This is a genomic window from Roseiterribacter gracilis (assembly GCA_018332375.1).
Taxonomy (GTDB): domain Bacteria; phylum Pseudomonadota; class Alphaproteobacteria; order BOG-932; family Roseiterribacteraceae; genus Roseiterribacter; species Roseiterribacter gracilis.
This window is the reverse complement of sequence record BOPV01000001.1, coordinates 495457-517517: the sequence shown is the minus strand read 5'-3', so window position 1 is coordinate 517517 and position 22061 is coordinate 495457. Positions and strand designations below refer to the sequence as shown.

The 22061-nt window shown below is 63.5% G+C and carries 21 protein-coding genes; 13 read left to right on the top strand and 8 right to left on the bottom strand.

Features of this window, described 5'->3' with window-relative positions; translation table 11 throughout:
• Position 1: 1 nt before the first annotated feature.
• Positions 2-1306, bottom strand: a complete 1305-nt coding sequence (locus TMPK1_RS02495; RefSeq protein ID WP_420241224.1) for an amino acid permease — start codon at positions 1304-1306, stop codon at positions 2-4.
• A 276-nt stretch (positions 1307-1582) separates the two neighbouring features.
• On the opposite strand from TMPK1_RS02495, the gene TMPK1_RS02490 reads away from it, so the two are divergent.
• Both TMPK1_RS02490 and TMPK1_RS02485 read left to right on the top strand, forming a co-directional pair.
• Positions 1583-2377, top strand: coding sequence for a TolB family protein (locus tag TMPK1_RS02490; protein ID WP_420241223.1), 795 nt, complete (start codon positions 1583-1585; stop codon positions 2375-2377).
• Complete coding sequence (locus TMPK1_RS02485) at positions 2374-2745, top strand: hypothetical protein (protein ID WP_420241222.1); 372 nt, start codon at positions 2374-2376, stop codon at positions 2743-2745. The genes TMPK1_RS02490 and TMPK1_RS02485 overlap by 4 nt, the downstream gene beginning before the upstream one ends.
• 231 nt (positions 2746-2976) lie before the next feature.
• Here the strand turns inward: TMPK1_RS02485 and TMPK1_RS02480 are convergent, their stop codons facing one another.
• Positions 2977-4251 (bottom strand): metal-dependent hydrolase family protein, encoded by a 1275-nt coding sequence (locus tag TMPK1_RS02480; protein ID WP_420241221.1) that lies wholly within the window; start codon positions 4249-4251, stop codon positions 2977-2979.
• 93 nt (positions 4252-4344) lie between these two features.
• Between TMPK1_RS02480 and TMPK1_RS02475 the strand changes: the two genes are divergently transcribed.
• Positions 4345-5358, top strand: coding sequence for an amino acid ABC transporter substrate-binding protein (locus TMPK1_RS02475; RefSeq protein WP_420241220.1), 1014 nt, complete (start codon positions 4345-4347; stop codon positions 5356-5358).
• Here the strand turns inward: TMPK1_RS02475 and TMPK1_RS02470 are convergent.
• Positions 5355-5837 carry an Lrp/AsnC family transcriptional regulator gene (locus tag TMPK1_RS02470; RefSeq protein ID WP_420241219.1) on the bottom strand — a complete coding sequence of 161 codons (483 nt, stop codon included), beginning with the start codon at positions 5835-5837 and terminating at the stop codon, positions 5355-5357. The two genes, TMPK1_RS02475 and TMPK1_RS02470, sit on opposite strands and share 4 nt — an antisense overlap.
• Positions 5838-5951: 114 nt before the next feature.
• Between TMPK1_RS02470 and TMPK1_RS02465 the strand changes: the two genes are divergently transcribed.
• The 10 genes from TMPK1_RS02465 to TMPK1_RS02420 all read left to right on the top strand — a co-directional run bounded on the left by TMPK1_RS02465 (position 5952) and on the right by TMPK1_RS02420 (position 16995).
• Positions 5952-6326 carry a VOC family protein gene (locus TMPK1_RS02465; protein WP_420241218.1) on the top strand — a complete coding sequence of 125 codons (375 nt, stop codon included), beginning with the start codon at positions 5952-5954 and terminating at the stop codon, positions 6324-6326.
• 254 nt (positions 6327-6580) lie between these two features.
• Positions 6581-6775 carry a hypothetical protein gene (locus tag TMPK1_RS02460; protein ID WP_420241217.1) on the top strand — a complete coding sequence of 65 codons (195 nt, stop codon included), beginning with the start codon at positions 6581-6583 and terminating at the stop codon, positions 6773-6775.
• Positions 6772-7758, top strand: a complete 987-nt coding sequence (locus tag TMPK1_RS02455) for an ABC transporter substrate-binding protein (RefSeq protein ID WP_420241216.1) — start codon at positions 6772-6774, stop codon at positions 7756-7758. The genes TMPK1_RS02460 and TMPK1_RS02455 overlap by 4 nt, the downstream gene beginning before the upstream one ends.
• Positions 7758-8642 carry a TauD/TfdA dioxygenase family protein gene (locus TMPK1_RS02450; RefSeq protein WP_420241215.1) on the top strand — a complete coding sequence of 295 codons (885 nt, stop codon included), beginning with the start codon at positions 7758-7760 and terminating at the stop codon, positions 8640-8642. Before TMPK1_RS02455 ends, TMPK1_RS02450 begins: the two co-directional genes overlap by 1 nt.
• A 65-nt stretch (positions 8643-8707) precedes the next feature.
• Positions 8708-10369 carry a peptide ABC transporter substrate-binding protein gene (locus tag TMPK1_RS02445; protein WP_420241214.1) on the top strand — a complete coding sequence of 554 codons (1662 nt, stop codon included), beginning with the start codon at positions 8708-8710 and terminating at the stop codon, positions 10367-10369.
• Between the two features lie 92 nt (positions 10370-10461).
• Positions 10462-11484 (top strand): helix-turn-helix domain-containing protein, encoded by a 1023-nt coding sequence (locus TMPK1_RS02440; protein WP_420241213.1) that lies wholly within the window; start codon positions 10462-10464, stop codon positions 11482-11484.
• A gap of 220 nt (positions 11485-11704) precedes the next feature.
• A complete protein-coding gene (locus tag TMPK1_RS02435; protein ID WP_420241212.1) occupies positions 11705-13858 on the top strand; it encodes a TonB-dependent siderophore receptor in 2154 nt (717 codons plus the stop codon).
• Between the two features lie 100 nt (positions 13859-13958).
• Positions 13959-15062: a PepSY-associated TM helix domain-containing protein gene (locus tag TMPK1_RS02430; protein ID WP_420241211.1), complete on the top strand. Its 1104-nt coding sequence runs from the start codon at positions 13959-13961 to the stop codon at positions 15060-15062.
• On the top strand, positions 15059-15490 hold the full coding sequence (locus TMPK1_RS02425; protein ID WP_420241210.1) for a GNAT family N-acetyltransferase: 432 nt from the start codon (positions 15059-15061) through the stop codon (positions 15488-15490). Before TMPK1_RS02430 ends, TMPK1_RS02425 begins: the two co-directional genes overlap by 4 nt.
• An 11-nt stretch (positions 15491-15501) precedes the next feature.
• Positions 15502-16995: a serine hydrolase domain-containing protein gene (locus tag TMPK1_RS02420; RefSeq protein ID WP_420241209.1), complete on the top strand. Its 1494-nt coding sequence runs from the start codon at positions 15502-15504 to the stop codon at positions 16993-16995.
• On the opposite strand, the gene TMPK1_RS02415 is transcribed toward TMPK1_RS02420, so the two are convergent.
• The 5 genes from TMPK1_RS02415 to TMPK1_RS02395 are packed head-to-tail and all read right to left on the bottom strand — an operon-like array spanning position 16992 to position 22057.
• Positions 16992-17732, bottom strand: a complete 741-nt coding sequence (locus TMPK1_RS02415) for a GDSL-type esterase/lipase family protein (RefSeq protein ID WP_420241208.1) — start codon at positions 17730-17732, stop codon at positions 16992-16994. The two genes, TMPK1_RS02420 and TMPK1_RS02415, sit on opposite strands and share 4 nt — an antisense overlap.
• Entirely contained in the window at positions 17716-18549 is an 834-nt protein-coding gene (locus TMPK1_RS02410) for a hypothetical protein (RefSeq protein ID WP_420241207.1), read from the bottom strand. The genes TMPK1_RS02415 and TMPK1_RS02410 overlap by 17 nt, the downstream gene beginning before the upstream one ends.
• A 12-nt stretch (positions 18550-18561) precedes the next feature.
• Positions 18562-20292: a dipeptide ABC transporter ATP-binding protein gene (locus tag TMPK1_RS02405; RefSeq protein WP_420241206.1), complete on the bottom strand. Its 1731-nt coding sequence runs from the start codon at positions 20290-20292 to the stop codon at positions 18562-18564.
• Positions 20289-21119, bottom strand: coding sequence for an ABC transporter permease (locus TMPK1_RS02400; protein ID WP_420241205.1), 831 nt, complete (start codon positions 21117-21119; stop codon positions 20289-20291). The genes TMPK1_RS02405 and TMPK1_RS02400 overlap by 4 nt, the downstream gene beginning before the upstream one ends.
• Positions 21116-22057 (bottom strand): ABC transporter permease, encoded by a 942-nt coding sequence (locus TMPK1_RS02395; protein ID WP_420241204.1) that lies wholly within the window; start codon positions 22055-22057, stop codon positions 21116-21118. The genes TMPK1_RS02400 and TMPK1_RS02395 overlap by 4 nt, the downstream gene beginning before the upstream one ends.
• Positions 22058-22061: the final 4 nt, after the last annotated feature.

Genomic DNA, 22061 nt, shown 5'->3' with positions numbered 1-22061 from the left:
ATCAGCGCCGTTTGGTGGCGAGATAGGCGACGGTGAGCAGACCGAACCAAAGCGGCGTCGCGTAAATCGCGACGCGCGTGTCGGCGTCGAAGCCAAGCAGCACATAGACCAGCGCCAGCACGCCCAGCACGATCCAGTTCGAATAAGGCGCCCACGGCATCTGAAAGCTCGACGCGTGTTTGGTTCCGGCGGCGACTTGTTTGCGATAGCGCAGATTGGCGACCAGGATCACGCCCCAGGCCCAAACCTGCACCACCACCACGACGCTCATCACATAGCCGAACGCCTGTTCCGGCACGAAATAGTTGAGCACCACACCCGCCAGCATCAGCAGCGCCGACACTGCAACGCCACGCGCGGGAATATGCTGCGCGCTGACCTGGCCAAACGCGCGCGGCGCACGGCCGAGCTGCGCCAAGGTGTAGAGCATGCGGCCGGCGGTGAAGATGCCGGTCGAGCAGGCCGATGCGGCGGCGGTGATGACGACGAAATTGATCACGTCGGCCGCGGCCGGAATGCCGATCTGCTCGAACACCAGCACGAACGGGCTGCCATGCTTGGACATCTCGTTCCACGGCAGCAGGCAGAGAATGATCGTCAGCGCGCCGAGATAGAACAGCACGATGCGATAGACGATGCCGCGAATGGCGCGCGGCATGGTGCGCGCGGGATCTTCCGCCTCGCCGGCCGTGACGCCGACTACTTCGACGCCGCCGAACGAAAAAAGCGCGATCGGAAACGCCAGCAGCAACGCCACCAGCCCGTTCGGCGCAAAGCCACCATGCGACCAGAGATTGGCGACGCTGGCGGTGCGGCCGAGATCGCCGAAGCCGCCGAACAGAATGGCGGCACCCAGCACGATCATCGCGACGATGGTGACGATCTTGATCAGCGCGAACCAGAATTCGAATTCGCCGAACAGACGCACTGCGTTGAGATTGACCGCGGCCAGCAAGGCCAAGGTCACCAGTGCCGGAATCCATTGCGGCAGGTCGGGGAACCAGTGATGGACGTAGACGCCGACCGCGGTGATTTCCGCGATGCCGACCAGAACCCACAAACACCAATAGGACCAGCCGGTGACGAATCCGGCCCACGGTCCGAGGAATTCTTCGGCATAGGTTGCGAACGAGCCCGTCACCGGACGGTAGAGCAGCAACTCGCCCAAGGCGCGCGCGACGAAGAACACGGTGATGCCGGCAACAAGATACGCAAGCAGCGCGACCGGGCCGGCAAGCTGGATCGCACCGGCCGAGCCGAGAAATAGGCCGACGCCGATCGCGCCGCCGAATGCGATGAGCTGCACATGTCGGTTCTTGAGCCCGCGGACGAAATCATGCTGCTCCGCCGCTTCCTCAGCCCCAATTCCCTTTGGCCGAAGATTCTTCTGCGAATCGCTCACTACATTGCCCCTGCTCGGTTTGGCGGCGATGTTGACGGCAGATGCCGGGGACGCAAGCGCAATCCACCAACGTTGCAGCAAAGAGGCAGATCCATGCGGCGAAGGGCGATAAATCGAGGACTTGCGGCAAGCCTGTTTGGATTTTTTGCAGCAATCGGACCCGCGATTGCGGCGGTCGACGTGGTGCCCTGGCACCAGGACCGCATCGCCAGCCCCGCTTACGAATCGCACCCTGCGTTCGATCCGCGGACGGGCGATTTCTACTTCGTGCGCAGCGCGCCCGATTTTACCGGCTGGCGCATCTTCATGAGCCGCTGCACCAAAGACGGCTGGTCCGAACCTGTGTCGCCGAGCTTTGCCGGTGACGGTGTCGAAGCCGACCCGTTCTTCACCGAAGACGGCAAGAGCCTCTATTTCATCTCGACGCGCTCGACCGACGGGATCGTGCGCAAGGAACTCGACATCTGGCGTGTCGATCGCGACGCAAACAACGTGTGGGGAACGCCGGTGCGTTTGCCCGCGCCAATCAATAGCGACGGGCGCGAATGGTTTCCGCGGCTGATGCCGGATGGCTGGCTGTATTTCGGATCGAACCGTCCGGGCGGGTTCGGCAAGACCGACATCTATCGTGCGCGCCAAGACAAAGACGGCGCCTGGCAGGTCGAAAATCTCGGCCCCGCCATCAACGGCCCCAACGACGAATTCGAAGCCGAGCTGTCCAAGGACGGCAAGCGCATGATCATCAACGCCAATGACGGCTTCTATGAATCGCACCTGACCAACGACGGTTGGACGCCGAAGGTGAAGATGGGCGCCGAGATCAACGCGAACGGCAGCGAAGTCGGCGCGCTTCTGTCGCCGAGTGGCCGGTCGATGTTGTTTGCGCGCGATACGAAAGGGCCGAACTCGGGCGAGTTCTTCTTGCAGCGCGATCCGCGCGACAAAGATTGGCCGCCGAGATGTCCGGCCAAATGACCGGACGCAACGACACCGCCACTGTCGTTGCGATCGGCGTCGTTGCGGCCTGCGCTGCCACGGTCACGCATGAAGCGATCGGCCATGGCGGCGCGCGTCCCGCGACCGTGTCACGTCATGGTGATCGCGCAATCAAACTCGCCTATGTCGCTGGAACCGCCGCTGCGATCTTTGCCGCTTGTTTTTATAGCGCCGACCGCACCGGTGCACTGCGCGACGCGGCCCTCGAAATCGGCGGCGCGTCGCTCGGCCTGTTGTTCGTGCGAACTGGAATGTCGCGAGAGATCCCGCGCAACTGGGCGTGGATCGGCAGTGCCACGATCGTACTGCTGGTCTTTACGGCGACGCTCGGACGTGGTCTGCGCTGACTTAGCGGGCGACGACGTAGCGGTAGGCGCGCTCACAGCACCAAAATACGAGCTTAATGAGGAACCAGGCGAGAACCAGAACGCCGAGGACCAGCGCTATCTCCTCAGAAGATCCAAGCACGGATGCAATCGCATCATTCCGCGCGTCGCGCCAGACGGATCGGTCTCTGTCGCCTTCGAGAGGAGGTTCGTACATACGCCCTCACTGTCTTAGACTCTGCACGTGAGGAGCTAGGGCGCCGGTTTCAACTCGACCTTGCCGCCTTTCATCACGAACGAAACGTTGCGCACCGCTTGAATGTCGGCGGTCGGGTCGCCACTCACCGCAACCAGATCAGCAAGCGCGCCCGCTTTCACCACGCCCAACTCGCCTTCCTTGCCGAGGACCTTTGCATTCACCGTCGTCGCTGCCGCCAGCGCCTGCACCGGGGTCATGCCGTGTTTCACCATCCAGGCAAGTTCGCGCCAGCTATCGCCGTGGCGGAACACGCCCGCGTCGCTGCCGCACCCGATCACGACGCCAAGTTTCAACGCTGCTTTGAAGGTGCGCGCAGCAGCCTCCATCTGCGGGCTCAGCGCGCCGCCTTCGGTGTAGCGTTTGGCATAGCGGCTCGACGCTTCGACCGCGGCCAAGGTCGGCAGCAACGCGACGTGGCGATCGCGCATCAGCTTCAGCGTTTCGTCCGATGCGGCATAGCCGTGTTCGATCGTCTCGACGCCGGCCAACACCGATCGTTTGATTCCTTCGTCGGTTGCTGCGTGTGACGCGACCGGACGGCCGAGCCCGTGCGCGATTTCGACCAGCGCGTTCAACTCGCGCTGGGTGAAGGTGGCGCGTGCCGAACCATCCGCACCGACACGATAGTCGGCGTAGAGCTTGATCCAATCGGCGCCACGCCCCGCCTGTTCGCGGACTGCGCGCAAAATCTCGGCTTCGCCGCTGACTTCCTGCGCGCCTTGCGGCACGTCGACGTCGTCACGAAAATCGCGTCGCGGTGGTCCGTAACTGTCGCTGGCGACGATCGCGCGGGTCGCGACCAGCATGCGCGGGCCGCGCACGACGCCTTCGTTGATCGCGCGTTTGATCTGCACGTCGGCATAGCCGGCGCCTTCGCTGCCGAGATCGCGAACCGTGGTGAATCCCGCCAGCAACGTCGCCTCGGCCTGTTTCGCGGCACGCAGCACGCGATAGGCTTCGGCCTCGCGCAGCACCTGATCGTTCCAGCTCGTCTCGTCGTACGGATGCAGCAGTAGATGCGTGTGCAGGTCGATCAGGCCCGGCAGCAACGTCGTGCCCGGCAGCGCAATTTCCGTGGCGCCCGCCGGCGCCTGCGATGCGGGACCGGCCGACAGGATCCGCTCCCCCTGCACGACGACGATCCAGCCGGACTGCACGGCACCCTCGCCGGTCCAGACGCGATCGGGTTTGAGCACAAGGATGCTTGGCTCAGCGCGCGCGAGGGTCGCGGTGCAGAACAAAGCGAGGCAGAAGGCGCGCAGACGCATAGACTTCTCCAATCGACCCCCGAACCATGACCAGGGCTTCTCAACCTAGCAAGCGGACGGCACAGTCGGCGCGCCTGCCACGGAGGATTCTCGATGCGTCTGCTCGCTCTCGCCTTGCTTGGATTTGCTGCAATTTCGGGCGCAGACGCCTCCGCCGCGACGATCGATACGGTCCGTGCACGCGGACAGTTGCTCTGCGGTGTCAGCAGCGGCCTGCCCGGTTTCAGCGCGCCCGATGAACGCGGTGCCTGGAAAGGCCTCGACGTCGATGTCTGCCGCGCCGTCGCCGCCGCCGTGTTCGGCGACGCGACCAAAGTGCGTTTCGTACCGCTATCGACCCAGCAACGCATCACGGCGCTGCAGACCGGCGAAGTCGACGTGCTGTCGCGCAACCTGACCTGGACGATGGGACGCGACGCGGGCAACAGCATCAATTTCGGCCCGACCGTCTATTACGATGGCCAGGGCTTTCTGGTGAAGAAGTCGGCCAACGTCACCTCGATCAAGTCGCTCAACGGCGCCACGGTCTGCACTGGCAGCGGCACCACCAACGACCAGAACATCGCCGACTATGCGCGCGCCAACGGTATTTCGCTGCGCACGTTGACCACCGAAAAAGAAGAAGACGGTGCGCACGCCTTTTTCGGCGGCCGTTGCGACGCGTTGAGCGCCGATGCTTCGCAGCTCGCGAGCTTTCGTGCGTCGATGGTGAAAAACCCCGACGACTACGTGATCCTACCCGAGCTGATTTCGAAGGAGCCGCTGACGCCGGCGGTGCGGCACGGCGACGACCAGTGGTTCGACATTCTGAAATGGACTGTGTTCGCGCTGATCCAGGCCGAAGAGTCGGGCGTCACGTCGGCCAATATCGACAGTTTCGCCAAGACGACCTCGCCCGAATTGCAGCGCCTGTTGGGCTACACCGGTTCGATGGGCAAGCCGCTGGGCCTTGAAGACGGCTGGGCACGCAACGCGATCAAGCAGGTGGGCAATTACGGCGAGATCTACGAGCGCAATGTCGGCAAGGGATCGGCGCTAAAACTCGATCGCGGTTTGAACGCGCAGTGGAACAAAGGCGGCTTGCTCTACGCACCGCCCATTCGCTAGCGCCGGAGGTGATCGAGCGGGATCGCGGTTTCGAACTTGGTTTCTTTCAACCCGACCAAAGTGACGAAGCGCGCGACATTGGCGTCGTTCAGCAGCTCTGCTTCGATGAACCGCTCGTATTCCTGCATTGAGGTCAGACGTAAGGTCAGCGCGAAATCGAATTCGCCGGTGACCGACATACATTGCGTGACATAGGCGTGCGCGCCGACGCGTGCGGCGAAGCCTGTCCCCAGCCCCGACGTTTCGACTTTCAGCGCGACCAAGGTCATCACGGTCAGACCGCGTCCCAGCGCGGCATAGTCGAGCAGCGCGGCGTCGCGCCGGATCAATCCCGACTCGTGCAGCTTCTGCAGCCGGCGCAAGCAGGCCGAGGGCGATAGATTCACCCGCTCGGCCAACGCGGCGCTGGTGATCTGGTTGTCGCTCTGGACTTCGCGCAACAGCGCGAGGTCGAAACTGTCGAGATCGTCGGCGTTCATCTTGGTCCTTCGGCGCGGCCTACGCGCGTTTTCTACGCGTCTAGCGACCGGTCTTCGCACAAACAAGGCGTCGCCGCGTCGCTAGAGTCGCCCCTCGATTGCAGAGGGAAGTTCATGTTCGATCACGTTTCACTCGGCACGTCGGATCTCGATCGCGGCGCTGCGTTCTTTTCCTCCTTGCTTGCCTGCGTCGGCGCCGGCGTGACCAAGCGCGATGCCGAAAGCGTTTCGTTCGGCCCCAACGGTACCGAATGGTTCTATCTCTATCAGCAGGCGCCGGGCGTCACGATTGCGGGTGGCGGCACGCATGTCGCGTTTTCGGCCGCGTCGACCGATCAGGTTGATGCGCTGTGCGAAGCGGCGCGCGCGAACGGCGCCACCATCCGCCGGCCCGCCGGGCCGCGCCCCGACCTCAACGAGCGCTATTACGGCACCGTCGTGGTGGATTTCGACGGCAACGTCATTGAAGCAGTGGCCTATCTAAAATAACTCGTTAACTTTGTAATTGCGTACACGATTACGTCCTGCGAACGTAGATCCGTGGAGGCGACTCCATCGCGGTTTTTGATTGGGCAGCTTGCGCCGCGTCACCAATGCTAAAGCGCCACGGACACTGAATCCGTGGGCCCGCAACCGTTCTGAACGGAGCTGCGCATGGTCTGCTTGATGTGTCCCTGCTCTCACCGACGCTGAATTTCGTACGCGCTGACGCGCGTTCTCCTTCTTTCGTCCCCGAGAGTTTCATGACCGATGCATTCGTAATCGAGACGGCAACCGCCGTCGCCGGGATCGCCGTGCGTCAACGACGCGGATTCCGCTTCTTCGTTTCCGACAATCGTTTCGCGACGCTCGAACAGCGCGTATTTTCTTCCACGCAAGCCGCACGGCGCGCTGCCGAATTGATCGAACGCGCCCAACGCCGGAGCACCGCACGATGAAAACAATTTTCGCAATCGCGCTGAGCCTTGTACTTGCAGTCTCCGCAAGCGCGACCGAGCTGCGCATCTCGCAGCAATTCGGTCTGTCGTACCTGCCGATGATCGTCGCCAAAGAACAGAAGCTGATCGAACGGTTTGCCACCGAGAACGGCGTCAAAGATCTCAAGATCGAATGGCGCGTCGTGTCGGGCGGCAGCTTTACCAACGAAGCCTTGCTGTCGGGCACGATCGATCTCGTCTCGGCCGGTGTGCCGCCCTTCATTACGATCTGGGCCAAGACGCGCAATTCGATCGACGTGCGCGCGTTGGCAGCGCTGGGCTCGGTGCCGAACGAATTGAACACCAACAATCCGAACGTCCGCACGTTGAAAGACTTCAGCGACAAGGACCGGATCGCGCTGCCCGCGCCCAAAGTCGGGTTCCAGGCCATCGTGTTGCAGATGGCGGCGGAACAAGCCTTCGGTCCGGGCCAGTTCGCCAAGCTGGATACGTTGACGGTCGGTCTGACCCATCCCGATGCGACGGCGGCGTTGCTGTCGGGCGGCGCCGGCGTGTCGGCGCACTTCACCAGCCCGCCCTTCCAGTCGTTGCAGCAGAAAGATCCGCGTGTGCATCGCGTTCTGTCGAGTTACGACGTGCTGGGCGGTCCGCACACATTCAACGTTCTGTACGGAACCAAGAAATGGCACGACGCCAATCCGCAAGTGGCGCGCGCGGTCGTGCAGGCGCTGGACGAGGCGAACCGATTCATCCAGTCGCAACCGCGACAGGCGGCGGCGTTGTACATCGCAGCGGAGAAATCGCCGCAATCGATCGACGAGGTCGAAGCACTGATCCGCGATCCACGCATCCACTACACGACGGCGCCCGAAAACGTCTTGAAGTTTGCGGCGTTCCAGGCCCGCACCGGACAGATTCCGGTTGCACCGTCCCAATGGGAAGAGCTGTTCTTCCCCGAGCTGCATGAGAAGGCAGGAAGCTGATGACCAAGTTCGTTGACCTGACTCCGTCGCTCGGCACCGAGATCCTCGACCTGGATCTTGGGCAAGATCTCGACGACGCGACGATTGCAACCTTGCAACGCCTGCTGGCGCTGCGCGGATTGTTGGTGTTTCGCGACCAGAGCAAGTTGAGTCCCGACCGCCATGTCGAGGTCAGCCGTCGCTTTGGCGGGCTCGAAGTGCATGTGCAGAAGCGCTATCACCACGCGGCCCATCCCGAGATTCTGATCGTGTCGAACGTGATCGAAAACGGCACGCCGATCGGCCTCGCCGACGCGGGCAAATATTGGCATTCGGATCTGTCCTATTTGGCCGAACCCAGCCTGGGTTCGTTGCTGCATGCGCAGGAGCTGCCGAAAGACGGATCGGGCGACACGATCTTCACCGACATGCGCGCCGCCTATGACGCGCTCGACGACGAGACCAAGCAGAAATTGATCGGCCTCACCGCTGAACATTCCTATGTCGCGCGCAACAAGGCGCAGGCCGCGGTCAATCCGGACCGCAAAATCGACGCAGCCACCGCCGCGACCGTGCCGCCGGTCAATCACCCGGTCGTGCGCGCGCATCCGGTAACCGGCCGCGCGGCGTTGTTCGTCAGCGAAGGTTTCACCACGCGCATCAACGAGCTGGACGACGGCGAAAGCCGTAGCCTGCTCGACCGGCTGTTCGCGCATTCCGTCGAACCGCGCTTTCACTATCGCCACAAATGGCGCGATCACGACCTCGTCTTCTGGGACAACCGGTCGACGATGCATCTCGCGACCGGGTGCCCGGCCAGCGAGCGGCGCACCTTGTATCGCACGACCGTTCGCGGCGATCGGCCGATCGCCTACGCGGCCTCCGGACGCGAGGCTGCAGCGTAAGCACAGCGTGAACAGGTCCGTTCGCAGCGCTTGATCCGGGCGCGGTTCGGAACAAGTTGTTCGACGTGAACAAGAAGAAGATCGCTCTAGCGGCGGTCGCGCTGGTCGCGGTCGCCGCTTATTCTTTGTGGCCGACGCCCAACAAGGCGCCGTCGCTGCATACGCTGCGCATTGCGGTAACGCAGTTCCCCAACAATCTGCATCCCGCAATCGGCGACGACATGGCGAAGAGCCTGGTGTTGGCGCCGGCGCGACCGCAGCTGGTCGGCTACGACTCCAAGCTCGAACCTGTGTGCCTGGCTTGCGAAGGCGCACCGCGCATCGAACGCAACGGCGCCAATGACGATGTCGTACTGACCTTGCGCGACGGGCTGGCCTGGGACGACGGAGTCAAAGTCGGGCTCGACGATTTCGCTTTCACGCTGGAAGTTGGACGCGCCTCGGCGAGCGGCATCGTGCATGGCTCGCTCTATCGCGACGAGATTGTCGGCATCACTGCACGGGATGCGCGCACGATCGTGCTGCAGCGGAACGGTCATCGTTGCGACGCGGCTGCGTTGCCGATCCATCTTCTGCCGGCGCATATCGAGCGCCCGGTATTTCTCGCCAACCCGGACGACTATCGCGCAGCGACGCGCTTCGACACGGCGCCCGCAACGCCCGGCCTGTCCTGGAGCGCCTATCGCGTCGAACGGCTCGAACCGGGCGAACGTCTGTTGCTGGCGCGCAATCCGCATTGGCCCGGCCCGCCCGCTTTCTTCGACCGGTTGATCGTCAGCGTGCGCGGCAGTGGCGCCGCGTTGCGCGCATCGTTGCTGGCTGGCGAAGTCGATCTGGTTCCCGGCGAAGCGGGACTCGGCACCGAACAGGCACTCGAAATCGAGCAACGCCACAGCGACCGGTTTCAAGTTCTGTGGCAGGACACGCTTGCCTTCTCGCGCCTGACCTGGCCGTTGGACGATCCGCGCTTTGCCGATCTGCGCGTGCGGCGCGCATTGGCCTACGGACTCGATCGCGACGCGCTGTTGCGCACGGTGCTGGCGGGGAAAGCCAAAGCAGCGACGTCGTCGACGAGTCCGATCCTGCCCTACGCCGCCAATGTCGAGTCGTACGGGCACGATCCCGCGCGCGCCAACGCGCTGCTCGAAGAAGCAGGTTGGCGTCGCGGCACTGACGGCGTGCGCCGTGACAAGAACGGCAAGCGGCTTGAGTTCGAAATCGTCACCACTGCGGGCAACCGCGAGCGCGAATTGGCGGTGCAGGTGATCGCCGCCGACTGGGGCAAGCTGGGCGTCGCCGCGCATATTCGCCTGGTCGAGCCGCGCGTGCTGTTCGGCGAAATGCTTCCGAAGCGAACCATCGCAGGCGTGGCGCTGACTCACTATGTGCAGGAGCCTGACGTGCCGCCGCGCGCACTGCGCCACAGCAGCTCGGTGCCCGATGACACCAACGGCCATGCCGGCGTGAATTTCAGCGGCTATCGTTCGCCGCAGATGGACGCGCTGCTCGACCAGTTGGCGACGGTTTGCGACCCGGCGGCGCGAGCGCAAGTCTGGCGCGCGCTGCAGCAGCTCGAGGCCGCCGAATTACCCGACCTTCCGCTGTGGTTTGCACAACGTCCCACAATCGCGGCGAAATGGCTGCAATCGATCGAGCCGGTTCCCAGCGTGCCATACGGAACTGCTTGGGCGTTTCGCTGGCGCGATAGCCGCACGCCGGTCCAGTAACCCCGCTTCATCGCACCGGCCGGCAATCGGCCGTTTGCGGATAACCGCTGCTGTGGCACGATTTCTCGTAAGCCACGGAGGGGCCGCGCCCGATGTCGGGACTCGTCGTTTCGCGCAACGTCGTCAGTTTCGAAGATTTGAGCGCCGTCGTGATGGGCGCCGATCTGCGTACGACGCAGCTCGATCCTGGCTATTGCCGCGGCCAACTGCTCCACGCCGATCTCGGCGCGATGCAAGTCAGCGCCGGCCGCTTCGAGACCGAGAACGACATTCGGATGCGCGGCATTCTGTCGACCGACCGCGTCGTGCTGGCGATGATCCTGTCGCCGTCGGGTCAGATCAGTCAGTGGCAACAAGAAGCGTTGCAAGGCGACATCTTCGTGTTCCCGCGCAACGACGAACAGGATGGTCGCTTCGCCGGATCGACCTCCTACGTCACGATCGACATGACGTTGGACGAGCTGGCTGCAGCCGGCGCGCAATATCATCTCGATGAAGGCAAATACTGGGAGCATTCAGTTCGCTACCGCGCAGCGCCGCATATACGGCATGCCGCGACGCGCCGGCTCAGCCAATCGATCGGTCTTTTGCAGCAAGCCGCGACGCCGTTGGCTGCGCCGCTGCAGACGCAGTTGAAAGAACAATTCCTGCACGCGTTTCTAGTGCAGACCTCGGACTCGGTGCATGGCGGTCGCTACATCCCGCCCGTGCGCAACGGTATGGAGCTGGTGCGCCGCGTCGAAGACTATGTGCGCGCCCATGCCGGTGTGCCCGTCGACATCCACAAGATCTGCAGCGAACTCTGCATCTCGCGTTCGACGATCCAGCGCGCCTTCAACGACACACTCGACCGGCCGCCGAAACTTGCGCTGCAGCGTCTGCGCTTGAGCCAGGTGCACGCAACGTTGCGTTCGGCCGATCCGCAATCGACGACGATCCGGCAAGTCGCGCACGCGCACGGCTTTTACGAGCTCGGCCGGTTTGCCGGCGACTATCGACGTCTGTTCGGCGAGACGCCGTCGCAGACCCTGCTCCGTCCACGTGGCCCGGCGCGCTTCGCCAGCGCCGCGCCGGATTGGCGGCACTTGATGGAAGTCGACCTGATCGAGGCTTGAGCCTCATCCCGGGTCGCCGGGTAAATTTCCCTAGACGAAAACGAGAATTGCTCTCAGCTTGGCGGTTCGCAGCTTGAGGTGGCATTTTCGCACCGAAAATACCTTTCTTTCGGTCCCCAACGCCCTCGAATAAGCAATGTATTGTCTTTTGTAGACTCAAAGGTCAAAGTTCGAACCAGAGGCGGAACCGCCCGAGGGTCTTGAGCAGGGGGTATTGGGCATGCGGGATCTTGGTCGCGCGAACTGGGCACGTCGTTCCAACCTGAAGCATGGAGCAAGCGCGCTGGCGCTTCTCTTCGGCGGTATCGCGCCCGTCCCGGCCGCCGCACAGCTCGCCGCTGCTGACGGTCCGCAGCTCGAAGAAATTCTGATCACCGCCGACCGCAAGAAAAGCTTTAGCGCCAACTACGTGCAGGCCGGCACGTTCCGCAACGCGCGCCAGCTCGACACGCCGCTGACGGTCACGGTCATTCCGCGCGAAATCATTGAAGCGCAGCAGGCGACCAACCTGTTCGACGCGGTGCGCAACTCGGCCGGCGTGACGATGAGCCAGGTCGGCCCGTCAGTCGCGAGCAACCTGCAAGCACGCGGCATCAATTTCGAAGCGCGCAGCTCGTACCGTCTCAATGGCAGCCTGCCGACCGTCAACCTGATCGACCTGCCGCTGGAAGACAAAGAACGCGTCGAAGTTCTGAAAGGCGTGGCTGCGATCTATTACGGATTCGTGCCGCCGTCGGGCATCGTCAACATGACGACCAAACGTCCGACCAACAGCCCGATCAACGATCTGACTTTGTTCGGCAACAATCACGGCACGATCGGCGGCCATGCCGACATGAGCCGCCGCTTCGTCGACGACAAGGTCGGCATTCGCGTCAACGCAGTCGAATCGGGCCTGGACTACGGCATCGACAAAGTCGACGGCAATCGCCGTCTCTATGCAGTCGCAATCGACGTCGACCCGTTCGAGAATTTCCACGTCAAACTGGATGCCGAACACATCCACAAAAAAGTCAGCGAAGTCGCGATCATTCGCCTGCCGACCTTGACGGCGGCGCAGATCGCGGCGCGCGTGCCGCTGGTGCTGCCGCCGACGCCGAGCAACTCAAGCAATCTCGGCGACAAGTGGATGTATACCGACGCCGACTCGAACAACTTCCTAGCGCATGTCGACTACAAGTTTCTGCCGAACTGGTCGGTGACGCTCGAGGCCGGCGAGTCGTATCTCAATCGCGACCGCCGCTTCCCGGTGTTCCAGAACTACAATCTGGCGACCGGCGCCGGCACGACGAACGTGACCTTCACCAACAAGGGTGAGTATCGCAACGTCAACTACCGCGCGGAATTCGCAGGCGCCTTCCAGACCTGGATTCTGGAGCATGAGATCTCGTTCGGCGGCACGCGCAACGTGCGAAAGCAATATGTGCCGGTCACCAACAACGCGACCAACCTGGCACAGAATCTCTACGCGCCGATCGAACATGCCGAAGTCGTGATGCCGGCCGCACGCAGCATCACCAACCCGCAGAAGATCGACGACAAAGGCCTCTATGTCTTCGATCGGATGAAATATTCCGACTGGCTTGAAATGGTGGTCGGCGTGCGCCGCTCGATCTATTCGAGCGTGACCGCCGCAACCGGCCGCTATTCTGCGGCGGAAAACAGCCCGACCGGCGGCGCCGTGATCAAAGTGCTTCCGTGGTTGAGCTTCTACGGCACCTATATCGAAGGTCTGGAAGAAGGCGGCGTTGCGCCCTTGGTTGCGGCGAACGCCAACCAGACCTTGCCGCCCGCGCTCAGCACGCAGTGGGAAGTCGGCATCAAAGCCGAACCCATCGACAAGCTGCTGCTGACTTTGGGTCGTTTCTCGATCGACCGTTCTGCGTCGTTCCTGAATTCGTCCAACGTCTTCGTGCAGGACGGCCGCACGACGTATGAAGGGTTTGAATTCAGCGCCACCGGCGAGATCAACGCGCAGTTCTCGGTCTTCGCCACTGCGATGATCCTCGACGCCAAAGTCGGCAACACGTCGGATCTCACCTTGATCGGCAAGCGTCCGGAAAACACGCCGCGCTTCGCCGCTTCGCTGTTCGCCGAATACCGCACGCCCTGGGTCGAAGGTCTGAGCCTGACGGCCGGCATGTTCCACACCGGTGGACGCGCGGTGAACGCGGCCAACCAGGCCTACATTCCGGGCTACCAGACCTATGACATCGGCGCGCGCTACACGACCGACATCCGCGGCGCCGACGTCACCTTCCGCTTCAACATCGAGAACTTGCTCGACAAGAACTACTACGCCGCGACGGGCAGCTCGCTGCTGGCAACCGGCCTGCCGCGCACCGCGAAGTTCTCGACCACGTTTAGATTCTAACGGGCCGTTTCTAACGGGCTCTCTCCTCCCGTTCTCCTGGGGCGGCATTCTTCGGAATGCCGCCCTTTCCTTTCTCGCGCGCAGCGGAGATCTTTGAACCGTGCTTTCGCCGCGGACACGTCGCTTTCTCGTCAAGTTCCATCGCTGGACCGGGCTGCTGATCGGTCTTTGGATCGTTATGCAGTCGCTGACCGGACTCGCGATCGTTTGGCGCGAAGATCTAGATCGGCTGCTGATGCCGTCGCTGTTGCGCGGCTCCGGCGGTCCGGTTGTGATCGACGTGCAGACCGCGCTGGATGCGGTGCGCGCGGTTGCGCCCGACACGCGCGTGTCGCGGATCGAACTCCCTGCTTACAAGGACGGCGTCTATCGCGCCTGGCTGGGCTCGTCTGGCGGCTCGCTCAACGCACGGATCGCAACGGTCGATCCCAGCAACGGCAATGTGCTTGGCGTGCTGCCGCTTGCCGCAATTCCAGGCGAGCTTCTGTTCCGCCTCCACTACGCGCTGCTCGCCGGTGACGACGGACGCTTCGTCGTCGGCTTGCTCGGCACCACCTATTTGCTGTTTCTGCTGATCACCGGCCCGCTTTTATGGTGGCCAGGGCGCGCGGGGCTGCAAGCGGGCTTCAAGATGAAGCTCGACGCAGGACGCGGCCGGGCTCTGCTCGATCTGCATCGCGTCATTGGCGTCGTCGCTTGCGTCGTGCTGATTCCGTTGGTCACGACCGGTGCGTTGACCGCGCTCAAGCCGCAACTGCAAGCGGGACTGGCGCTGCGCAACCTGAAAATCCCTGCCGTGCCGGTGCAGCCGGGCGCGAAGTTGCTGCGCGCCGACACGTTCGTCGCAACCGCGCTCGCCGATGGCGGCGTTGCACGCGACGTGCGCTTCGCAGGCAAAGACGGCCAGAGCGTCACCGTCGTGGTCGGCAACCAACACGGCGAAGCGACCGGGCGCGTTTATTTCAACGGATATGACGGCGCAGTGATCGCGCGCTACGGCCGCGCCGACGTGCCGCCCGCGGTCGACGTGCCCGAAACGATCTTATGGATTCATAAAGGCGACGCGCTGGGCACCTTCGGCCGTCTTCTGATCTGGCTCACCGCGACCGTCCCGTTGCTGTTGGCGGTGACTGGCGTCTGGATGTGGCTGCGCCGTACGCGTGCGCGCCGACGCAGCGCGGCTGCACGCGCGGCAACGACATGATCCGCGCCGCCGTCGAAAGCGACGCTGAAGCAGCCGCGCTGGTGCTGCGCCGCTCAATCACCGAACTCTGCGCGCGCGACCACAACGGCGATCCTGAACGTATCGAACGGTGGCTTGCGAATAAGACGCCGGACCAGCTGCGTGACTGGATCAAGTCTGCGACCAATGCCGCGTTCGTCGCGACGCGCGACGACAGCTTGGTCGGGTTCGGACTGATCCGCGATGACGGGCATATTCTGCTCAACTATGTCGCCCCCGACGCGCGCTTCACCGGCGTCAGCAAGCAGCTGCTTGCGGCAATGGAAGATTGGGCGCGTTCGCACGGGCTGACGCGCTGCACCTTGCAATCCACCGCGACCGCGGCGCGCTTCTATCGCGCCCGCGGCTACCGCGTCGGCAATGACGACGCGCTACGTAAATCTCTCTGATTGGCACGACGATGCAATTGACTTTGGGTACCGCTCTCCCGCGCGCGACGCCGTCATCGCAAGGCACCGATCCCGGCGGGATCAGCCGCTTTCTCGACGAGGTGCAGGCGAACGAACTGGAGCTGCACAGTCTGATGATCGTGCAGAACGGTGCGGTGATCGCCGAGGCGGCGTTGCAGCCCTACCGGCTGGACGTTCCCCACATGCAGCATTCCTCCACCAAAAGCTGGACCGCGACCGCGGTCGGCGTTGCGATCGACGACAAGTTGCTGCGCTTCGACGACCGCGTGGTCGATTTCTTCCCCGAACATCGTCCGGCCAAGGTCAGCGACAATCTCGCCGCCATGACGGTGCAGGATCTGCTGACGATGCGCACCGGACATCGCACCGGCATTTCGGGCGGCGAATGGCGCGGCAGCGCGGAAAGCTGGATCCGCCTGTTTCTTGCCGAACCCGTCGACGACGTACCCGGCGATCATTTCATCTATAGCAGTGCCACCAGCTACATCCTGTCGGCGATCGTGACCAAGGTGACCGGTCGCACCGCCTACGATCTGCTGCGCGAACGTATGATGGATCCGCTCGGTATGGGGCCGGTGTCGTGGGACGTGTCGCCCGAAGGCTACAATACCGGCGGCAATGGCCTCGTCTGCACGACCGAGGACATGGCCAAGTTCGGCCTGTTGCATGCGCAAGGCGGCGTCTGGAACGGCGCGCGCATTTTGTGGGATGCGTGGGTGCGCGATGCGACGCGCAACCAGGTGCGCGAAGTCTGGATCGGCGATCTCGACGGCAAACGCTATACGCGTCCCGACGGTCCGATCGATGCATCGCTGCGACGCCCCGGCTATGGCTTTCAATGGTGGATGACCGCGGATGGCGGCTATTACGCGTCGGGTCTGTTCGGCCAGATGTGCATCATCTGGCCCGCCTTGAACGCCGTCGTCGTCACCACCGCGGGGCTGCAGCCGCGCGACCGGCGACTGTACCAGGCGATTGCGACGCATCTTGTTCCCGCGCTTGGCGGCGGACGCAGCGGCACGGACGCGGCGCTTGCCGCAAGGCTGCGCACGCTGGCTCTGCCCGACAAACCCCAAGGCGAAACCACGTCGCCGCGTGCCGACGCACGCCGCAGCTGGCGCATCGAACCGAACGAAGACGGCGTGACCGATGTCGAGCTGCAGTTCAGCGCCAATCGCTGCGTCTTCGCCATGACCGACGCGCGCGGCACGCACCGGATCGAGGTCGGGCTGGGCACGCCGGTCGAAGGCACGACGACGATGACAGGCGCGAAGTTGCACCACGCCTATCAGCCGGATTCGATGCGCGTCGTCGCGCAAGGCGCGTGGGAAACTCCGGACCGGTTCGTCATGCGCTGGCGGTTCATCGAAACCGCCTTCTGCGACACGGTCGTTTGCTCGTTCGCCGGCGACGAATTACGGCTCGACCGCAGCGTCAATACGAATAGCAGCGCAACGACGCGACCGACGCTGGTCGGTCGCTAAGACTTTAGCGCCGTCTCCAGCCGCCGCCACATGCGGCGATAGCCTTCGTCGTTGGGATGCAGCCCGTCGGGCGCAAGCTCGACAGGCAGATAGCCGGCCGGATCGGCAAGCGACATGAAGGTATCTGCAACCGGATAGGTGCGCGCTTTTGCGAACGACCGGATCCAGTCGTTGAGCGCCAGCACGGTGCCAAGGTCGCGCTGCAGCTTCGGGTCGGAACCAAACGGCGGCACGGTGCACAAGATGACTTTGATGCCTTGCGCCTGCGCAATGTCGGCCATCGCGGTGAGGTTGCGCGTCGCGCGCGCGACAACGTCGTCACGTGCGGCGGCCGGTTCGCCTTCATAGACGCGCAGATCGTTGGTGCCGCCCATCAGCACGACCGTTTTGGGCGCAAGCGCAACCACGTCGTCTTCGAAGCGCAGCAGCATCTGCGTGGTGTTCTGTCCGGGGATGCCGCGATTGATCAGGTTCAGCTTGGCTGGTGCGGGCAGCTTGTCGTCGGTCCAATGAAACAGGATCGAGTCACCCAGCAACACGATACGCGGCCGCGCGTCGCTGCTTGCCAGCAAGGTGCGATTGTCGGCGCGGTAGCGGTCGAGTTCGGCAACGTCGTCGCGCGCCACGATGCGTTTGAACTCGTCGAGCTTGCGGCGATCTTCGGGCGCGGCGTTGGCGATGTTGGTCAACCCGAGCAACAGCAGCGAAGCCAGCCCTGCCCTAGTTGCGCTTCGCATCCAGCGCCCGGTCGAAGAACCGGTTGACCGCATCCATAATACCCGTCGTGCCTTTGTGCCCGACGCCCGCGGCCAGTTCCAATTCATTGTCGATGCCGTTGCGTTTCCAATTGTCGGACAGCGTACGCAACCGATCGATGCGCGTGACGCCGGCATCGTTGGCACCGTCCATCCACAAGGGCGAGTCGGGTTCGACCGTGATCTCGTCCGTGTCGGTATCGTCGGCGCCGACGATCAGCTGCACGTGCAGATGGCGCAGCGCTTCGCGGTCGATCGGCCGGCCGAAGCGGCGTTCGACGTCGCGCGTACCGACCCACCAGTCGCGATCATCGTCGAGCAACGTCACCTTGCCCGGCGCACCGACCGAAATCGCATGCAGCCGGTGCGCGTGCAGATAGGCGAAGCGATGCACGAATTGTCCGCCGCCGGAAAAGCCATGGATCACGATCCGTTCGAAGGCGACGCCGTAGCGCGTCTCCAGCTCCTCGACCATCGCCCACAACAATAGGTCATAGCGCAAGCCGCGAAATTCGAGCCGCTTGAACCCGTCCGCGTCGCCCACTTCGACCAACCCAATCGGAAAGAGCGGCGACAGAACGAACGCATTGCGCCGTTCAGCCAGGTCGGCAAAGCCGTTGCGATATTCGCGCACCAAGCGCGCGCTGCCATGCTGGCCGATGATCAGATCAAAGCGCTGCGTCTCGGACTTGGCGACGTCGTAGCGCGACGGAATATAGGCCGCGTAGCTGACGCGTGGATCGGCCTGCAGCGCGATGATGCCGGTCTTGCCGAGTTCGTACCGCCCAAGCTTGCGCATCACGCGGCGCAATCACGCTGCTACGGCGATGCGATGGCCGGGCGCGATCTCGATCAGATCGACGGGCGCCAACCCGTCTTCGATGAAACTGCGCCCGTCCGGTGGCGGCACGCGTTCAAGGTCGCGCACTTCGACATGCCAGCCGCCGCCAGGCGCCGGGCGAATGTCGGGCACCGCCGACAATAGCGCGCGTGTATAGGGATGGCGCGGATCGTCGAAGATCTGGTCGCGCGTGCCCTCTTCGACGACGCGGCCTTGATACAGAACGACGACGCGGTCGCTCACCTGCTCAACCACGCCCAGATGGTGCGAGATGAACAGGTAGGAGAATCCAAACTTGACCTGCAGGTCGCGGAACAAGGCCAGGATCTGGGCCTGCACCGTCACGTCGAGCGCCGACACGGGCTCGTCGGCAATGATCAGCTCCGGCCGCATCACCACCGCACGCGCAATCGCGACGCGCTGACGCTGCCCGCCCGACAATTCATGCGGAAAGCGGTCGTAATGTTGTTCGGTCAGGCCGACATCGACCAACGTTTGCCGCACCAGTGCAGCGCGTTCCGCCTTCGGCACGTCGGTGTGGCGCAGCCCTTCGCCGACCACGCGTCCGATCCGCCAGCGCGGATCGAGCGACGAGAACGGATCCTGGAACACCATCTGCACGCGCGACCGCAAGGCGCGCCCGCCCTGCTCGACCGGCGTGCCGTCGAACAACACACGCCCCGACGCCGCCTTGGCGAGACCGGCAACGGTACGGCCGAGCGTTGTCTTGCCCGATCCGGATTCACCGACGACGGCCAAGGTCTCGCCTTTGCCAATCGACACGTCGACACCGGCCAGCGCGCGTTTGACGATCGGCGTCTGCCAGAAGAAGCGCCGCTTCTTGAAATGGACCTCGAGATTCTCGACGCGTAGCAGCTCGTCGCCGATCGCCGTCGTGCGCGGTCCGCCCTCGCCGCGCTTGGGCAGCGAGTCGAGCAGCTTGCGCGTATAGGGATCAGACGGGTTCAGCAGAATCTGCTCGACCGAACCGTCATTCAGCACTTCGCCATACCGCATCACCGTGACCTGGTCGCAATAGCTCGCAACCACGCCAAGATCGTGCGTGATCAACAGGATCGCGGTGCCGAGATCGCGACACACCGACGCCGCTAGATCCAACACCTGCTTTTGTACCAGCACGTCGAGTGCCGTGGTTGGTTCGTCGGCGAGCAGCAAGGCCGGCCGCGGCAACAGCACCGACGCAAGCATGATGCGCTGGCGCATGCCGCCCGAAAATTCGTGCGGATAGCGCGACAGACAGCCTTCCGGATCGGGCATGCGGAATGCAGCCAGCATCTCGATCGAGCGTTTGCGGATCTCCGCGTCGCTGAGATCGCTGTGCAGCGCCAAGGACTCCGCCAGCTGCTTGCCGATCGGCAGCGCCGGGTTCAGCGACGTCAGCGGCTCCTGAAACACCATGCCGATGCGGGCTCCGCGCAGCTTGCGCAACGACTCATTGTCGAGCCCCAGCAGCTCCTGCCCGTCAAACTTGATCGAACCGCCATCGATGCGGCCGCCCGGCGGCAACAGACCGAGGATCGCGCGCGCGATCATGGTTTTTCCCGAACCGGATTCACCGACCAGCCCGTGCACTTCGCCTGGCGCGATCGTCAGGCTGGCGCGTTTGACGACTTCGTTGCGCCCGCCGGCCGGCGTCGGGAACGAGACGGTCAAACCGTCGATCGTCAGAAGTTTGCTCATAGCTGATTCATCCGCGGGTCGAACCAGTCGCGCAGCGCGTCGCCGAACAGGTTGATGCCGAGCAGCGCGATCGTGATCGCAAGGCCGGGGAAAATGCAGAACCAGGGCGCCTGCTCCATATAGGCGCGGCTCTCTGCCAACATGCCGCCCCAGGTCGGGGTCGGTGGCGCGACGCCCGCACCGAGAAACGACAAAGCGCTTTCGGCCAGAATGGCGCTGCCGAACATCGAGGTGGCGAGCACGGTCAGCGGCGAGATGCAGTTCGGGATCACATGCACCAGCACGGTGTAAAGCGGGCCGTTGCCGATCACTTTCGACGCTTCGACATATTCGCGTTCGCGGATCGACAGAACCTGGCCGCGCACGACGCGTACGACGTTCGGGATATAGGCCATCCCCAACGCCAGAATGACGCCGGTCGGATCGGGCTCGAGGATCGCCATGATGCCGAGCGCAAGCAGAATTCCCGGGAAGGCCATCAGCGCGTCGGTGACCAGCATCGTCAGATGGTCGACGACGCCGCCGACGAAGCCCGCGACCGCGCCGAGAATGGTGCCGATCGACACCGCCATCAGCACTGTGCCGAAACTGACCATCACCGACACGCCTGCAGCGACCAGCACGCGCGAAAAGATGTCGCGACCGAATTCGTCGGTGCCAAGCAGATATTGCAAGCTCGGCGGCTTCAGCCGTTCCGACATTGCGGCGATGACCGGATTGTGCGGCGTCCAGATCTGCCCCACCGCCGCAGCCAGCAGCACGATCGCGATCAAGATGATGCCGATCACCGCATTGGGGCGGCGCAGAATGCGTTTGAACTTGCTCATAGCCGCACCCGGGGATCGAACAGCGGATACAGCAGATCCACCAGCAGATTGACCATGACGCGGATCAACGCGACGAGCAGCAAACATCCTTGGATCACCGGGTAATCGCGCGACGAGATCGCATCGACGAGGAAGCGTCCCAGGCCGGGCAAGGTGAAAACAGTTTCGATGACCGCAACGCCGCCCAGCATGTGACCGAGCAATAGGCCGATCACCGTCAAAGTCGGTGCGAAGGCGTTCGGAAACGCGTGCTTCCACAAGACGCGACTCTCGGGTGCGCCCTTGGCGCGCGCGTGGGTGATGTAATCGAGGCGCAGCACTTCGATCGTGCTCGACCGCGTCATGCGCGCGACGGTGCCCATCTCGACCATTACCAAGGCCGCAACCGGCAGGATCAGATAACGCACGCCGTTGATGAAATCGTCGCCGATCGAGACATACCCCACCACCGGCAACCAATGCAGGTTCACGCCGAACACCAGCATCAGCAGAATGCCGACCCAGAAGCTCGGCACCGACAGCGCAACGATGACGCCGGTGACGATCGCGAAATCGACGCGGCTGTTCTGACGCCAGGCGGCGTAGATGCCAGCCGGCAGTGCGAACAACAGCGCGACCACGATCGAGGCCAGCACCACGCCGGCGGTGACGCGCAACCGCGTCAGCATTGCGGGCAGAATGTCTTCGCCGGTGGTGATCGAACGGCCGAAATCGCCTTCGAGCAGATTGCCGAGCCAGACGAAGAACTGCACCAGCACCGGCTTGTCGAGGCCGAGGCTTTTGCGCACCTGCTCGATCATGTCGGGATCGGCGGAGTCACCGATCATGATCGAGGCTGGATCGCCCGGTACGAGACGGATCAGGCCGAACACAATCACCGCGACCAGAAACAAGGTCGGAATCGTGGCCAGCAGACGAAGGGCGGCGTAGCGCAGCATCGCT

What these genes read in the sequence shown, in the direction of transcription:
- TMPK1_RS02460 (WP_420241217.1), top strand. Translation starts at nt 6,581, where the DNA reads ATGACCGATGCATTCGTAATCGAGACGGCAACCGCCGTCGCCGGGATC.
- TMPK1_RS02465 (WP_420241218.1), top strand. Translation starts at nt 5,952, where the DNA reads ATGTTCGATCACGTTTCACTCGGCACGTCGGATCTCGATCGCGGCGCT.
- TMPK1_RS02450 (WP_420241215.1), top strand. Translation starts at nt 7,758, where the DNA reads ATGACCAAGTTCGTTGACCTGACTCCGTCGCTCGGCACCGAGATCCTC.
- TMPK1_RS02485 (WP_420241222.1), top strand. Translation starts at nt 2,374, where the DNA reads ATGACCGGACGCAACGACACCGCCACTGTCGTTGCGATCGGCGTCGTT.
- TMPK1_RS02470 (WP_420241219.1), bottom strand. Translation starts at nt 5,837, where the DNA reads ATGAACGCCGACGATCTCGACAGTTTCGACCTCGCGCTGTTGCGCGAA.
- TMPK1_RS02405 (WP_420241206.1), bottom strand. Translation starts at nt 20,292, where the DNA reads ATGAGCAAACTTCTGACGATCGACGGTTTGACCGTCTCGTTCCCGACG.
- TMPK1_RS02435 (WP_420241212.1), top strand. Translation starts at nt 11,705, where the DNA reads ATGCGGGATCTTGGTCGCGCGAACTGGGCACGTCGTTCCAACCTGAAG.
- TMPK1_RS02420 (WP_420241209.1), top strand. Translation starts at nt 15,502, where the DNA reads ATGCAATTGACTTTGGGTACCGCTCTCCCGCGCGCGACGCCGTCATCG.
- TMPK1_RS02395 (WP_420241204.1), bottom strand. Translation starts at nt 22,057, where the DNA reads ATGCTGCGCTACGCCGCCCTTCGTCTGCTGGCCACGATTCCGACCTTG.
- TMPK1_RS02475 (WP_420241220.1), top strand. Translation starts at nt 4,345, where the DNA reads ATGCGTCTGCTCGCTCTCGCCTTGCTTGGATTTGCTGCAATTTCGGGC.
- TMPK1_RS02415 (WP_420241208.1), bottom strand. Translation starts at nt 17,732, where the DNA reads ATGCGAAGCGCAACTAGGGCAGGGCTGGCTTCGCTGCTGTTGCTCGGG.
- TMPK1_RS02425 (WP_420241210.1), top strand. Translation starts at nt 15,059, where the DNA reads ATGATCCGCGCCGCCGTCGAAAGCGACGCTGAAGCAGCCGCGCTGGTG.
- TMPK1_RS02440 (WP_420241213.1), top strand. Translation starts at nt 10,462, where the DNA reads ATGTCGGGACTCGTCGTTTCGCGCAACGTCGTCAGTTTCGAAGATTTG.
- TMPK1_RS02410 (WP_420241207.1), bottom strand. Translation starts at nt 18,549, where the DNA reads ATGCGCAAGCTTGGGCGGTACGAACTCGGCAAGACCGGCATCATCGCG.
- TMPK1_RS02480 (WP_420241221.1), bottom strand. Translation starts at nt 4,251, where the DNA reads ATGCGTCTGCGCGCCTTCTGCCTCGCTTTGTTCTGCACCGCGACCCTC.
- TMPK1_RS02455 (WP_420241216.1), top strand. Translation starts at nt 6,772, where the DNA reads ATGAAAACAATTTTCGCAATCGCGCTGAGCCTTGTACTTGCAGTCTCC.
- TMPK1_RS02400 (WP_420241205.1), bottom strand. Translation starts at nt 21,119, where the DNA reads ATGAGCAAGTTCAAACGCATTCTGCGCCGCCCCAATGCGGTGATCGGC.